Below are 14,073 nucleotides of genomic sequence, written 5' to 3'. Positions count from 1 at the left end.
ATATAATTAAATTAGTAGATATTTTTTAAAAATAAAGAATAATTGCTTTTAGTTAAGTAATTCTGCAACCTGTTCTACCACTTTTTTAATAGAAAAAGGTTTGGTTAAATAGCAATCCGCTCCAAGAGCAAGTCCTTTTGCAATATCACTTTCTTTATTTTTAGCCGAAAGAAATATTACTTTAGTATGTTTTAAATTTTTATCTTTTTTTATTTGTTCTAAGGTGGCATAACCATCCACCATTGGCATCATCACATCTAAAATGATAACGTCTGGGAAATTATTTTTTAAAATATCTAAAGCTTCTTGTCCGTCACGAGCAATGAATACTTCGTAATTATTCTTTTTAAAAGTGTACTCTAACGACATTACTATGTTGGGTTCGTCATCAACAATTAAAATCTTTTTCATATAACTATATTAATTTTCTAAATTCTTATTTTTTGGCAAGGTGAATACTACACAAGCCCCTTTCACACTTGGTTGTACCCGGATTTTTCCCTTATGGTATTCTATAATTTGTTTGCAAATAGCTAAGCCTAATCCGCTACCCACTGGCTTTTTTATATTTTGATTTACCGATTGATAAAATTTTTCAAAAATTGCTTCATGGTCGTTATCATTAATTCCTTTGCCATTATCGTGCACCGAAGTTTGAATAAATCCTTCAATTTCTTCTACTTTAATAATAATGACACCCTCTTTTTCTGGACAAAATTTAATAGAATTGGCCAGTAAATTAGTCATTACTTGAAAAATACGATCTTCATCATAATAAGCATTTACCTTGCTTTTACTTTCAACATAAACAGTAATCCCTTTATTTTTAATCAACTGCTTTAATGGTTCCATTGATTTTTCAATGGTTTCAATTAAATTACTTTTAGTAGCGTGAATAATTTGCTTTCCAGTTTCAAATTTTTCTAAATCCAAAATTTTATCAATCAATCTATTCAATCGATCGGATTCGGAGATAATATTTTGCAAAAATTGCTTTTTTAATTCTTCCGGAATTTCATCATCATCGTGCAAAATTTCACTAGCAGCACGAATGGCAGTTATTGGAGTTCGAAGTTCGTGGGTAATGGTATCTAAGAATTCGTCTTTTTGCTTGTCTTTAACCATTAAAGAAATATTGGCATTTTGCAATTTGGCGGTAATTTCTTTTAATTCATTGGAAGTTTCGGTCAGTTTTTTATTGATAATAATATTTTCTTTCGATTCTTCTAAGATTTTCAAGACTTCGGGAAGACTAATTTTTTCTTCTTTAACAACACTTGAAATTAATATTCTAGCCGAAGCCGTTCCTATATGTCCGGTAAGTAAATTTTCTGAAAATTTAATTAATCGGGCATCCGCCAATTCTTGATTGATATCGATATTGTACTTTACATTAAAAATATTCATGGCGCGTTTGGTACGTTCTTCTCCAAGAAATCGAACTAATACTTTTTCAATATCGTTTCTATAAGCGGTTCCTTTCCAAATAAAGGCATCCTCGTGATTGGTGATGTATTTGCTAATATCTACGAACATTTCGGCATAGTTTCTTTCACGGTAATTTCCTTTAAAACTGACAGAAACAGAAAAATAAGTGATGACATTGAACAGCAAACTCCAAAATAAGGCATGTGGAACTGGTTGCAAATAGTCTAATCCAAATAATTGAAATGGCTTTAATAAATGAAAGCCAAATAATCCATCGGAAATAAAGGTGCTTTCACTGTTTGAAATTCCAATTGAATACGGAATTAACAAGGTATAGATACAAATAATAAATCCAACGATAATACTGTAAACTGCTCCTAATCTTGAACCACGTCTCCAAAATAAAGCACCAAAGAAAGCAGGAGCTAGTTGGGCAATTATCACAAAAGCAACCATTCCTATAGAAACTAAACTATAGTCTAACCCAAAAAATCTATAGATAAAATACGAAAGTATTATTAATGAAAAAATACCAATTTTTCTACTGTTTAAAATTTTTCTACTGCTTATGGTTTGATCACTTCCTTTTAATTTCCCAATTAGGTTATAGGGAATTAAAACGTTGTTAGTAAGCATAGTTGAAAGCCCAATGGAAGAAACTACTATCATGGATATTGCAGCCGAAAAACCTCCTAAAAACACTAATACTGTAAGTGTTTTATTATTAAATAATTGAGGGATTAAAAGAGAATACGCATCCGAATTTACATCCTTTCCATCAAATAATATATTTCCGCCCCAGGCTATTGGATACACAAAAATATTGAATATCAATAAATACAAAGGAAATAACCAAACGGCTGTGTTAATATGGTTTTCTCTATTATTTTCGATGACAGAAACTTGAAATTGTCTTGGTAATAAGAAAATTGCAAACATGGACAACACACATAATAAAAACCAATTTATAGCTTGAGGCAAACCTCCGATGGTATTTTTTTCTTTAAAGTTTTTTAGCAACGATGCTTTTTCATAGATGTCATTAAAGCCATCAAAAACAAAATAAGTGACATAAATTCCTATGATGACAAAGAAAACTAGTTTCAAAATACTTTCCATGGCAACAGCAGTTACAATACCTTTTCTTTTTTCGGAAGCATCCACATAACGGGTACCATAATAGGATGCAAACAAAGCCAAAGCTACAGCGACATAAGTTGTAGTGTCGTCTAAAATATTGGAACTAGTTGCAGTTTTAGTTACCACGTGAAAAGTCTCAGAAATAGCTTTTAGTTGTAAAGCGATGTAGGGAATTATTCCTGTGAGGCAAATTACCGTTACTATTGCTCCAAGAAAGCGGCTATTGCCGTAACGTAACGATATAAAATCGGCAATACTAGAGATTTTATTAACTCTAGAAATTCGTATGATTTTTTTTAAAATTAATATCCACGATGGTGCAATAATAATTGGTCCGAGATATATTGGAAGATAACTTAAACCGCTATCTGCTGCTACTCCTATACTTCCATAGTAGGTCCAGGCGGTACAATAAACAGCTAAAGAAAGGGAATAGATATAGGGATTATTAGACCATTTACCGTTCTCTTTTTTCTCTGCCCAATGTGCTATAAAAAATAGAACAGCCAGATACACGGATAGAATTAACAAGAGTACTACGCTATTCATTATATCGTTTTACAATTACTATTGAAACTAATATAGAAAACAACCACATAGAAAAAAAGTAAATATACACTACTGGGAAACCAAGAAAATTATTGGCTGAATCAAACAATAATACTATAGGAAGGTTAAATCCTACAAGTAAAATCATAGATACAATAATCATTTTTTGTTGGTGTCTTTTTTTCATATTATTTGCAACAAAGGCACTAAGGCGCCAAGTTTTTTTTATTTTGAATATTTTACGAATTTACACAAACTTTTTAAACTCACAAACCAAAACTCAATTACTAAAAACCCAAAAGCCCTTATCGAAATAAGAGCTTCTGAGAATTACCTTTACAAATAAATTAATCTTCGTATTCGTCTGTTAAGGCATACCATCCAAAAATGGTTAATCCTGTAACAATCATTGGTAGTAGAATAAAGAAAATAATGATTCCGAAAACTAAATCGTCTTGTTTTCCAGAGGTTAAACGTCCTCCAAAAATTCCAATTGCATAATAGGCTACAGCGATTGCTAATGCTATCCAAACAATTCCTAAATATTTTTTTATTGTATTCATAATTTTATTTTTAGTCGTGAAGTGTATTAATTTTTCTATCGATGTAAATCATTCCAATGATGAAACAAACAGCAGCAATTCCTATTGGATACCATAATCCTTCAAGGTAAAACTCTACATTTCCAGCTTCTTTTGATTGGGTTACAAAGTAAGTTGAAATCGCTGGAAGTAATCCACCAAAGATACCATTTCCAACGTGATAAGGCAATGACATGGATGTATATCTGATTTTTACAGGGAACATTTCAACTAAGAAAGCTGCAATAGGACCATAAACCATAGTTACAAAAATTACTTGAATGAATACCATAAAGATTAAGAACCAACGGTCGCTACTATTAATTTGTTTAGTAACTTTAGTTTCGATTTTATCTTTTCCTTTATCGTCCAACATTAATTTTCCAGCTTCAAAATGTTTAGTTTTTATTTCTTCAACCGTTGTACCATCAGTATAAGCTTTGGTTGTAGTATAAATAGAATCCAGTTTAGTAGCATCAATTTCTTTTAAAGAAGGAACTACTTTTGTTTGATCTACAACTTCAGTTTTCAAAGTTAAATCGGTTGTATTGTACATGGCACGGTAGATTGGTCGGTACAATAATATTGCAAGCAACATACCACCCATCATAATGGATTTTCTTCCAATTTTATCACTTAACCATCCAAAAACTACGAAAAACGGAGTTCCTAAAATTAAAGCAACACCTAAAAGCATATCCACTTGAGAAGAATCAATACTTTGAACTGTTTTAAGGAAGTTCATTGCATAAAATTGTCCAGTATACCATACAACTCCTTGTCCCATTGTTGCTCCAAATAAAGCAAGTAAAACAAATTTTAAGTTGTATTTATTTCCGAAACTTTCTTTTAACGGATTTGTACTCGTTTTTCCTTCTGATTTTGCTTTAGCAAAAACTGGAGATTCTTCCATATTTTTACGAATCAAATAAGAAACTAATACCATTAGGATAGATACCCAAAACGGAACTCTCCATCCCCACTCGTCAAAAGCCTCTTTAGACAATACACTTTTAGTAACTAAAATTACCATTAATGAAATGAATAAACCAACGGTAGCCGTAGTTTGAATCCACGATGTCCAATATCCTTTTTCACCTTTTGGCGCGTGTTCTGCTACATAAGTTGCAGCTCCACCATATTCGCCACCTAAAGCTAAACCTTGAAGTAAACGTAGGATTAATACTAATATTGGAGCAGCAAATCCAATGGTTTCATAACTCGGAATACAACCAATTGCAAAAGTTGCACCACCCATTAATAAAAGAGTTACCATGAAAGTGTATTTTCTTCCAATAATATCACCTAATCTTCCGAAGAATAATGCTCCAAAGGGACGCACTACGAAACCTGCAGCAAAAGTTGCTAATGTAGAAAGAAAGGCCGCTGTTGGATTATCGGTTGGAAAAAATTTAGTAGATAACACTACTGCTAAACTTCCGAAGATATAAAAATCATACCATTCGATCATTGTACCCATTGAGGAAGCTGAAATTACTTTCCAAATTCCTTTTGTTTTTTTATCACTCATATTTATATTATTTATTTAGTTGGTTAATTTTTAATTAGAAAGAATATACGCAAGAAACCATTGCTCTAAAGTTTTTTACATCTTTTTGATTCAAATCTGCTGTTCCGTTTGCATTTGTATTTAAATCTCCCCAAGTGGCTGCAGTATATTCCAATTCAGGTGTAATTCTAAATTTATTTTGTTTGAAATCAACTCTAGCAGAAGCTCTTAAAATATTGTCAACTACTCTAGTTCCTGAAAAACCTCTTCCATAGAATTTTACAGTTTCACCAGCAGCTAATCCATTTTTATCAGTTCCATCGTTTTTAGTGTAACCAATAAATAATCCGGGTGCTATTTTTTTACCATTGCTTGCAATGTCTATCCAATAAGCTGAAGTTTTAATGGCTTCATATTTTTCTTGTTGTCCTGTAACTGTATAACCTGCAAAACCTCCAAGCATTACTAAATTAGACATGTCACCACCTGAAATTCCGTATGCTTTTATAGAAAATTTATCGTTAGAATATTTAAAATAAGCAACTATTGAAGTACTATTGGCTTTTTCTTTTGAAACTTTTCCAGCAGATTCTGTTAGTGGTTGCAGAGATTTGTATTCAGCACCTAAACCAGCAATCCAATTTTTGTTTTTAAATTGAAATTGTCCGTGAAATGTAGGAATAGCTGAGTTAATTGATGCTGAGTTTTGAGTTCCTCCAGTAGCCGTTGAAGTTGTAAATTCTCTTTCTTTATAAGCTGTCAATGCAAATGTAAGTTCTTTGGTTAAGTTTTGTTTCAATTTAACTTGAGAAGCCCAACCAAAAGGATTGAATAAAATTCCCGTACTAAAGTTAGCCACACCAGGAAAAACTTCTGGAATAAACGTTGGATACCAAGTTTGTCCAACTGTTAAAGATGTTTTAGACCATTCTAAATTAGCATAAGCATGTCTTAGTCTAAACAATCCAATAGATGCTTCAGTATTTCCAAAGAAATCACCTTCTAAATTCCCTGTTGCTTTTGCACCCCAAACATTTGGTCCTTTTGCTTTAACCCCTAATCTTGATACAACAGACAAAAAGTTAGATTGACCTGCTGCATTAATATCATCACCATTAGTATCTAAAACTTCATCAAGTGGATAAAGATTTAAGTTGTATTCTCTTACTTGAGCCGACTTTCGAGTGTCCCAGATATAATCCGTTCTAATGAAGCCATACATGCTAACATCCCATTCTTTCTCTGCGGGTTTAACAGGTGTAGTAGTTGGTGTTGTTGGTGTTGTCGTTTGAGCATTTCCTACGAAGGAAAAAGCAACAAAAGATAACATAATAATTTTTTTCATTTGGTTTGAATTTTGGTTCGTTTTTTATTTCTACTCGACCAAATTCTAAAATTTTGTTAATGAAAAAAATTTTGATATATAATATTGTAAATCGCTATAGCTAATCTTTAAAACGCTCCCATTTTATTAACATAAACTTGTCGCCAAGCTCTGTAATAATCATCCCGGCACCTTTTAATTGGTCCTTGTTTTTTAGAAATTCAACCAATTCTAAGTGATTATATATCTTATAAGTAGGATGATAATCAGTATGACTTGGTTTAGTTACTTTAAACTCCCTAACCCAGTTACTAACCGTAACGTGAGATACACCAATAATCCGTTCAATCTCTCTAAAACTCAAGCCCTCAAGGTATAATTGTAATGCTTTGGTTACATAGTAGCTATCAATCTTTTTTCCTAGTTTATTTACCGTAAAGTAATAATTGCATTTTTTGCATAAATAGCGCTGTCTGTCTTTGATTACGCCGCTTTTTACAATTGCATCATTTTGGCATTTGGGGCATGCAAATATCTCCATATATATAAATTTTGCATAAATATACTAATTTAGCAAATACATAAAAGCATTTAACACATTTTTTTTTACTTTAAATTACACAGTCCCTAAAAATAAAGAGGAAAAAATATATAAATCCTATTTTATAAGGAATTTTCGGGAAAACACAAATTCTTTCCAATATACTCAAATAAAATTTTAACAGACTAATAATTAAAGGTTTTCAATTATTAATAGTAACCAATATATTATCAGAAACAGGTATTACTATAACTACTTCAATTCTATTCGTAATAAATTTTAGGATAAAATAAATTATATGTTTTAATATGCATATAAATTTATCAATCGATTAAAAAAATTCCAAAAAAAAGCTTTAATTTGTACAAACACAATTATAGCATGGAATTCAATCCTGATACCTTGTCCTCAAAGGCAATTTACAAATTATTAACTGGCTCCATCATTCCAAGACCAATAGCTTGGATAGCGACTATTGACGATGCCGGTACTAATAATCTTGCGCCTTTTTCCTATTTTAACATGGTTGGTGATGATCCGCCACATGTAATGTTTTCTACCCGAAGAGATAATAATTCCAATAAAGACACTCTTAATAATATATTGGCTACAAAGCAATTTGTGGTCAATATGGTTACAGAAGCCCTAGCCGAACAAATGAACAGTACTGCCCAAGCAGTTGCTCCCGAAGTAGATGAATTTGAAATGGTTGGCGTCACTCCTATTCCATCTTCTGTAGTGAAGCCAATGCGAGTAAAAGAAAGCCCCATTCAGTTAGAATGTGAAATGGTACATCATTATTTTCTTGAAGATCATAAACAAGGGGGAGCATGTGTTGTTATAGGTCGCGTGGTTCGAATGCATTTTGACGAAAGTGTTTTGCTTGAAGATTATAAAATCAACATGGAAACCTACAAACCAATTGCACGATTAGCAGGTTCTAATTACAGTAAAATAGGCGAAGTTTTTTCAATAAAAAGAAGTTAAATTATTAAATCAGCGGTTATCAGCGTTGCAAAGCATCGGTTGCATCCGCGTTCCATTAAAATATGAAAATAGCAATTATAGGTGGTGGTCCTGGTGGACTTTACTTTTCGATATTAACCAAAAAAGCAATGCCAGATTGCCAAATTGACATTTACGAACGCAACAAGCCCGACGATAGTTTTGGTTTTGGAGTAGTTTTTTCAGATGAAACTTTAGGCGAATTCTTGAAACGCGACATGCAATCGTATGAGTTAATTCGTAGTAAATTTGCCTATTGGGATGATATTATCATTGCTCGAGATGGTGAAAAAGTCAATATTGCCGGAAACGGATTTTGCGGCTGTTCCCGAAAAACTTTATTGCAATTACTGCAACAACGCTGTCTGGAAGAAGGCGTTAATTTGCATTTCGAACAAAATGTAGACGACTTATCCCAATATAAAGATGCCGATATTATTTTGGCTTCCGATGGAATTGCGAGTGGTGTTAGAACCAAATTCCAAAAAGAATTCGGAACTAAAATTGTCTTGAAGAAAAACCGTTTTGTTTGGTTAGGATCTACCAAACCTTTGGATGCTTTTACGTATTTTTTCCGAACCACGCCTCACGGAACCATTGTTGCGCATTCCTATCAATATCAAGAAGGAATGAGTACTTGGATATTTGAGTGCAGTAATGAAACTTGGGAAAAACATGGTTTTGAAGTCACCAACGAAACCGACACTATTTCTAAAATTGCCGAAATATTTAAGGAAGAACTTGACGGCCATCCTTTAATTTCCAATAAATCCCATTGGCGACAGTTTCCTCATGTTACTAATGAGAATTGGTATCATGATAATATCGTTTTACTTGGCGATGCCAAAGCCACAGCCCACTACTCTATTGGCTCGGGAACAAAATTAGCCATGGATTGCGCTATTGGTTTATCGGATGCTGTAATTGCGAATCCAAAGGATGTGCAAGCCGCTTTCCAACAATACGATAAAACCCGAAGAAATACGGTAGAAATGATTCAGTATGCTGCATTAGTATCGTTAGATTGGTTTGAAAATATGGATCGAAACAACCAACATCCTTTTTACCAATTTGCTTTCGGATGCATGACCCGTTCTAAAAAAGTAACTTTTGAAAATTTAAGATTACGGGATAAAACCTTTACCGATAAAGTTTTACATGAATTCAATAACCTACAACCTACCACCCCCAACCCACAACCTATTCCCGCTGCATTTTCAAAATTCAAATTACGAGATTTAGAATTGCAAAACCGAATTGTAATGGCTCCTATGGGACAATATTCGGCAGAAGATGGTGTAGTAAACGATTGGCATTTTCAACATTATACCTCGCGTGCTATTAGTGGATTGGGATTGATTTTAACCGAACTAACTGCTATTTCCGAAGCCGCACGTATCACTTTAGGTTGTGCTGGAATATATAATGAAAATCAAATAGTTGCATGGAAACGAATCAATGATTTTATCCATACAAACACACAAACTAAAATCGGAATTCAATTAGGACATTCTGGACGAAAAGGTGCTACTAAAAAACCGTGGGAAGGTAACGAACCATTTGAAAATAGTTGGGAATTACTTTCGGCTTCTGCAATTGCCTTTAATGATAAGTTTGCAATTCCAAAAGAAATGACTTTATCCGATATGGATTTAATCACTTCCCAATTCATTCAAGCTACTAAAAACGCGAACGAAGCAGGATTTGATATGATTGAATTACAAGCCCATCACGGATTTTTATTAGCTTCTTTCCTATCGCCTCTTACCAATATCAGAACCGACGAATTTGGCGGAAGCATCGAAAATAGATTGAAATTCCCACTTCGAGTTTTTAACGAAATGCGAAAAGTATTTCCGAAAGAAAAACCAATGTCAGTGCGGATTTCTGCAACTGATTGGGCAGAAAACGGGATTTCTGAAGAAGATGTAATTATTATTGCAACCGAATTCAAAAAGGCTGGAGCCGATATTATAAATGTTTCTACAGGAAATACAGTTGCGGGGCAAAAACCACAAACGGGAAGAATGTGGCAAACGCCTTTTGCAGATGCCGTTCGAAATACCGTTCATATTCCAACCATTACAGCAGGATACATTCAAGATATTGATCAAATTAACACCATAATCCTTAACGGAAGATCAGATTTGGTTGCATTAGGAAGACCTTTATTATTGGATGCTAACTTTGTTCGCAATGCACAAGCATACGAACAATTTGAGCCAACCGATATACCAAATCAATACAAAGCGGGAATGTCGCATTTATATCCTTTAAAAGCAACGGAAAGAAAGCAAGTTGAAGGAATGAAAAAGGCTTTGAAGCCTAAAAGCAATAAGAAATAGTTGTAAAGTTTTAGCAGTAAGTTGTTTAAGAAATGAAAGAAAAAAAATCAAAAATTGAAGTTCAAGGTTTGGGAATAAATATTATTTCGAAAAATAATGATGATTATATTTCATTAACAGATATTGCTCGTCAGCGAGATACAGAAAGAAGCGATTACATTCTTCAAAACTGGCTACGTAATAGAAGTACAATTGAATTTATTGGTTTATGGGAACAATTACGAAATCCTATTTTTAATTCCATCGAATTCGATGGAATTAAAAATGCATCTGGATCAAATAGTTTTTCTTTAACGCCCAAAAGATGGATAGAAACAACCAATGCTATTGGAATTATTTCCAAGACAGAATGGCGAGATGAGAATCCTAATTTAGAAGGAAATATTCGAGACTATGCAACTATTGAACAATTATTAGTCTTAGCAAATATTGAAAGTTTAAATGCCGAGTTTATTCGAATGGAGTTTTCTCAAAAAGAAAGATTGTTAAAACTAAATCAGATTGCAATTATTCAAATAAAATCAATTACTAAAAATATAAATGTTCAAAAATTAAATGAATAATCTATGAAACATTTTGAAGACAATTTCGCCCACAATAACCTCCCAAGTCAGGATTTACAACCCGACTATATTTTTACCGATTTATCCCAATTTCAACATCCCGATATGCTGAATTGTGTTGATAAGTTGTTGGATAACCATATTAAAGAAGGTCGCGGAAATAATATTTGCATCCGAACTTTTGATGCAACTTGGACCTACCAAGATTTATTTGAAAAAGCCAATCAAATTGCTCATGTACTTCTAGAAGATTTAGGTTTAAAATCTGGAAATCGAGTTTTAATTCGTTCTGCCAATAACCCAATGATGGTGGCTTGTTGGTTTGCCATTTTAAAAGCGGGAGGAATTGTAGTTGCTACTATGCCACTACTTCGTTTTAAAGAATTAACTACCATTATAGATTGTGCCGAAATTTCCCATTGCTTTTGCGATGTGTCTCTGGAAGAAGAAATACATTTAGTGAAATCTACTTTTTTAAAGGAAATTTGTTTGTTTGGCAATTCTCAATTGGAAGAGTTAATGCAATCCAAACCAAAAACCTTTACCAATTACCACAGTAAAGCCGATAGTTTGGCCTTGATTGGATTTACCTCTGGAACTACTGGCTTGCCTAAAATGACGTCGCATTACCATAAAGATATTTTAAATATTTGCGAATGTTTTCCGCAATATTCCTTACAACCCACACCAAAGGATCTTTTCACAGGCAGTCCTCCACTTGGGTTTACCTTTGGTTTAGGCGGATTGGTTTTGTTTCCGATGTATTTTGGCGCTTCCACTTTTTTGATTGAAAAACCAAGTCCCGATCATTTATTGCAAGCCATCCAAGATCATAAAATAACCATTTGTTTTACCGCACCAACGGCTTGGCGCGTTATTACTACCAAAGTAAAAGAATACGATATTTCTAGCTTACGCAAATGTGTCTCAGCCGGAGAAACCTTACCATTAAAGGTTTGGCAAGATTGGTACGACGCAACAGGATTGAAAATTATTGATGGAATTGGCTCTACCGAAATACTGCATATTTTTATTTCTTCAAATGAAGAAAACATGAAGCCTGGCGCAACAGGATTGGCAATTACAGGTTATGAAGCAAAAATTGTAGACCAAGACGGAAACGAACTTCCAACAAATGAACCTGGTAGATTAGCCGTTAAAGGTATTACAGGTTGCAAATATTTGAATCGAGAAGACAAACAACTAGAATATGTTGAAAACGGCTGGAACATCACAGGAGATATTTTCCGTCAAGATGAAGAAGGCTATCTTTGGTTTGTTGCTCGTGGCGATGATATGATTATTTCTTCAGGTTATAATATTGCGGCAATTGAAGTAGAAAGTGTACTTTTGACACACGATGATATTCTGGAATGTGCCGTTGTTGGTTTGCCCGATGAAGAACGAGGAATGTTAGTTTGTGCGCATATTGTTTTAAAAGATATGTCTAAAGCAACAGATGCGATGAAAAATCGTATTCAACATTGGTTCAAAGAAGTAGCGGCTCCATATAAATATCCAAGAGTGATATGTTTTACAGAGGAATTACCCAAAACAGAAACTGGAAAAATCCAGAGATATAAATTAAAATAAAAAATAATTATTAATTCATTTTTAAATGAACCAACCTTTTATAAAACAAGAAAAAATCCGTTTCCAGCATGTGGATTATGCCGGAATTGTATTCTATCCAAGATTTCTAGAAATGCTGAATTGCCTTGTAGAAGATTGGTTTGAAGAAGCACTAGATCGACCCTTTTCTAAAATGCACGAAACCAACGGAATTCCAACGGTAGATTTAAAAGTGCAATTCAAAAAAGCCGCACGTTTAGGAGAAATTCTTACCAAAAAATTATGGGTTAAAAATCTAGGAAGTGCTTCCATCCTATGCGGATTCTCCTTTGAAGATGAACAAGGAAAAACCTGTCTCGAAGGCGAAGTAACTCTAGTAAACGTAGCCTTTCAAGAGAATAAAAACGACATCAAAGCAGAACCTTTTAATGAAGAAATGAAAAATAAAATTAGTAATTATAAATTAGAAATATCGAATTAATCTTCGTTTTCAATTCCTAATTCGTAATTCCAAATTCGTAATTAAACAAACTATGGACTTCAAAAAATTCAAAGCCGCTACCGTTCAAACATCGCCTGTTTTTTTAAACGTAGAGAAAACCATCGAGAAAGCAATTACTTTTATTAAAGAAGCAAGTGCTAATGGTGCGCAATTAATAGCCTTTCCAGAAGTATTCGTTGCGGGTTATCCGTATTGGAATTGGATTATGACACCCGTTCAAGGCAGTAAATGGTATGAAGAATTGTATAAATGTTCGGTTGCTGTAACCGATGAATCCATGCAACCTTTATTCCAAGCAGCAAAAGAAAACAACATTCATATTGTAATCGGAATTAACGAACGAGGGGATTCTTATGGTGAAATTTACAACACCAATTTGATCATTGACAACAACGGAACCCTAATTGGAAAACACAGAAAATTAGTTCCAACTTGGGCAGAAAAACTAACATGGACTTCTGGTGATGGCTCTTCTTTAAAAGTTTACAATACTGAAATTGGCCCTATCGGAACCTTGGCATGCGGTGAAAACACCAATACCTTGGCTCGATTTACCCTTCTTGCTCAAGGCGAATTAATTCATATTGCCAATTATATTTCATTGCCCGTTGCCCCACCCGATTATAATATGGCAGAAGCAATTAAAATTCGGGCTGCAGCGCATTCCTTTGAAGGAAAATTATTTACCATTGTTTCTTGCTCCACAATTTCGCAAGAAATAAAAGATGCGCTAAGAGAGGATGTTCCAAATGTGGATGAATTATTAACTAGAAAAAATTCTGCATTCTCTGGATTTATTGGCCCCAACGGTGCTGTTATTGGTGAACCATTAATTGATGAAGAAGGAATGGTTTATGCCGACATCGATTTAGAAAAGTGTATCCAACCCAAGCAAATGCACGATATTTTAGGACATTACAATAGATTTGATATATTTGATTTACGCGTAAACATCGCTCCAACAAGAAAGATTACGTTTATTGACAATCACGAGGAGTTTAATAAGAGATAGT

Annotated in this window: 13 protein-coding genes; 6 read left to right on the top strand and 7 right to left on the bottom strand. The window is 33.6% G+C overall.

Going from position 1 to position 14,073, the window contains the following annotated elements:
* Positions 1–48: 48 nt before the first annotated feature.
* The 7 genes from ACIQ2J_RS09535 to ACIQ2J_RS09505 form a co-directional block, all read right to left on the bottom strand.
* The gene (locus ACIQ2J_RS09535; protein ID WP_396169038.1) at positions 49–411 is read right to left on the bottom strand and encodes a response regulator transcription factor; all 363 of its coding nucleotides are present in this window, start codon (positions 409–411) and stop codon (positions 49–51) included.
* A 9-nt stretch (positions 412–420) separates the two neighbouring features.
* Entirely contained in the window at positions 421–3,117 is a 2,697-nt protein-coding gene (locus tag ACIQ2J_RS09530) for an ATP-binding protein (RefSeq protein WP_396169036.1), read from the bottom strand.
* Complete coding sequence (locus ACIQ2J_RS09525; RefSeq protein WP_396169034.1) at positions 3,110–3,304, bottom strand: hypothetical protein; 195 nt, start codon at positions 3,302–3,304, stop codon at positions 3,110–3,112. The genes ACIQ2J_RS09530 and ACIQ2J_RS09525 overlap by 8 nt, the downstream gene beginning before the upstream one ends.
* Before the next feature lie 160 nt (positions 3,305–3,464).
* Positions 3,465–3,680, bottom strand: coding sequence for a DUF6814 family protein (locus ACIQ2J_RS09520; protein WP_396169032.1), 216 nt, complete (start codon positions 3,678–3,680; stop codon positions 3,465–3,467).
* A 10-nt stretch (positions 3,681–3,690) separates the two neighbouring features.
* Positions 3,691–5,229 (bottom strand): MFS transporter, encoded by a 1,539-nt coding sequence (locus tag ACIQ2J_RS09515; protein ID WP_396169030.1) that lies wholly within the window; start codon positions 5,227–5,229, stop codon positions 3,691–3,693.
* Between the two features lie 34 nt (positions 5,230–5,263).
* Positions 5,264–6,553 (bottom strand): hypothetical protein, encoded by a 1,290-nt coding sequence (locus ACIQ2J_RS09510; RefSeq protein WP_396169028.1) that lies wholly within the window; start codon positions 6,551–6,553, stop codon positions 5,264–5,266.
* A 100-nt stretch (positions 6,554–6,653) separates the two neighbouring features.
* Positions 6,654–7,073: a hypothetical protein gene (locus ACIQ2J_RS09505; RefSeq protein WP_396169026.1), complete on the bottom strand. Its 420-nt coding sequence runs from the start codon at positions 7,071–7,073 to the stop codon at positions 6,654–6,656.
* 381 nt (positions 7,074–7,454) lie between these two features.
* On the opposite strand from ACIQ2J_RS09505, the gene ACIQ2J_RS09500 reads away from it, so the two are divergent.
* The 6 genes from ACIQ2J_RS09500 to ACIQ2J_RS09475 all read left to right on the top strand — a co-directional run bounded on the left by ACIQ2J_RS09500 (position 7,455) and on the right by ACIQ2J_RS09475 (position 14,072).
* Positions 7,455–8,060 carry a flavin reductase family protein gene (locus ACIQ2J_RS09500; RefSeq protein ID WP_396169024.1) on the top strand — a complete coding sequence of 202 codons (606 nt, stop codon included), beginning with the start codon at positions 7,455–7,457 and terminating at the stop codon, positions 8,058–8,060.
* 62 nt (positions 8,061–8,122) lie between these two features.
* Positions 8,123–10,423: a bifunctional salicylyl-CoA 5-hydroxylase/oxidoreductase gene (locus ACIQ2J_RS09495; protein WP_396169022.1), complete on the top strand. Its 2,301-nt coding sequence runs from the start codon at positions 8,123–8,125 to the stop codon at positions 10,421–10,423.
* A gap of 32 nt (positions 10,424–10,455) precedes the next feature.
* Complete coding sequence (locus ACIQ2J_RS09490; RefSeq protein ID WP_396169019.1) at positions 10,456–10,986, top strand: KilA-N domain-containing protein; 531 nt, start codon at positions 10,456–10,458, stop codon at positions 10,984–10,986.
* Between the two features lie 3 nt (positions 10,987–10,989).
* Entirely contained in the window at positions 10,990–12,579 is a 1,590-nt protein-coding gene (locus ACIQ2J_RS09485; RefSeq protein ID WP_396169017.1) for an AMP-binding protein, read from the top strand.
* Positions 12,580–12,604: 25 nt separating this feature from the next.
* The gene (locus ACIQ2J_RS09480; protein ID WP_396169015.1) at positions 12,605–13,039 is read left to right on the top strand and encodes an acyl-CoA thioesterase; all 435 of its coding nucleotides are present in this window, start codon (positions 12,605–12,607) and stop codon (positions 13,037–13,039) included.
* 52 nt (positions 13,040–13,091) lie between these two features.
* A complete protein-coding gene (locus ACIQ2J_RS09475; RefSeq protein ID WP_396169013.1) occupies positions 13,092–14,072 on the top strand; it encodes a carbon-nitrogen hydrolase family protein in 981 nt (326 codons plus the stop codon).
* Position 14,073 lies beyond the last annotated feature (1 nt).

Origin of the sequence: Flavobacterium sp., assembly GCF_044357305.1 — a bacterium.
GTDB lineage: Bacteria > Bacteroidota > Bacteroidia > Flavobacteriales > Flavobacteriaceae > Flavobacterium.
This window is presented reverse-complemented; position numbering and strand designations above follow the sequence as displayed.

Excerpts from the sequence above, each read along its gene's own strand:
- ACIQ2J_RS09535 (WP_396169038.1), bottom strand. The coding sequence starts at position 411 with ATGAAAAAGATTTTAATTGTTGATGACGAACCCAACATAGTAATGTCG.
- ACIQ2J_RS09530 (WP_396169036.1), bottom strand. The coding sequence starts at position 3,117 with ATGAATAGCGTAGTACTCTTGTTAATTCTATCCGTGTATCTGGCTGTT.
- ACIQ2J_RS09525 (WP_396169034.1), bottom strand. The coding sequence starts at position 3,304 with ATGAAAAAAAGACACCAACAAAAAATGATTATTGTATCTATGATTTTA.
- ACIQ2J_RS09520 (WP_396169032.1), bottom strand. The coding sequence starts at position 3,680 with ATGAATACAATAAAAAAATATTTAGGAATTGTTTGGATAGCATTAGCA.
- ACIQ2J_RS09515 (WP_396169030.1), bottom strand. The coding sequence starts at position 5,229 with ATGAGTGATAAAAAAACAAAAGGAATTTGGAAAGTAATTTCAGCTTCC.
- ACIQ2J_RS09510 (WP_396169028.1), bottom strand. The coding sequence starts at position 6,553 with ATGAAAAAAATTATTATGTTATCTTTTGTTGCTTTTTCCTTCGTAGGA.
- ACIQ2J_RS09505 (WP_396169026.1), bottom strand. The coding sequence starts at position 7,073 with ATGGAGATATTTGCATGCCCCAAATGCCAAAATGATGCAATTGTAAAA.
- ACIQ2J_RS09500 (WP_396169024.1), top strand. The coding sequence starts at position 7,455 with ATGGAATTCAATCCTGATACCTTGTCCTCAAAGGCAATTTACAAATTA.
- ACIQ2J_RS09495 (WP_396169022.1), top strand. The coding sequence starts at position 8,123 with ATGAAAATAGCAATTATAGGTGGTGGTCCTGGTGGACTTTACTTTTCG.
- ACIQ2J_RS09490 (WP_396169019.1), top strand. The coding sequence starts at position 10,456 with ATGAAAGAAAAAAAATCAAAAATTGAAGTTCAAGGTTTGGGAATAAAT.
- ACIQ2J_RS09485 (WP_396169017.1), top strand. The coding sequence starts at position 10,990 with ATGAAACATTTTGAAGACAATTTCGCCCACAATAACCTCCCAAGTCAG.
- ACIQ2J_RS09480 (WP_396169015.1), top strand. The coding sequence starts at position 12,605 with ATGAACCAACCTTTTATAAAACAAGAAAAAATCCGTTTCCAGCATGTG.
- ACIQ2J_RS09475 (WP_396169013.1), top strand. The coding sequence starts at position 13,092 with ATGGACTTCAAAAAATTCAAAGCCGCTACCGTTCAAACATCGCCTGTT.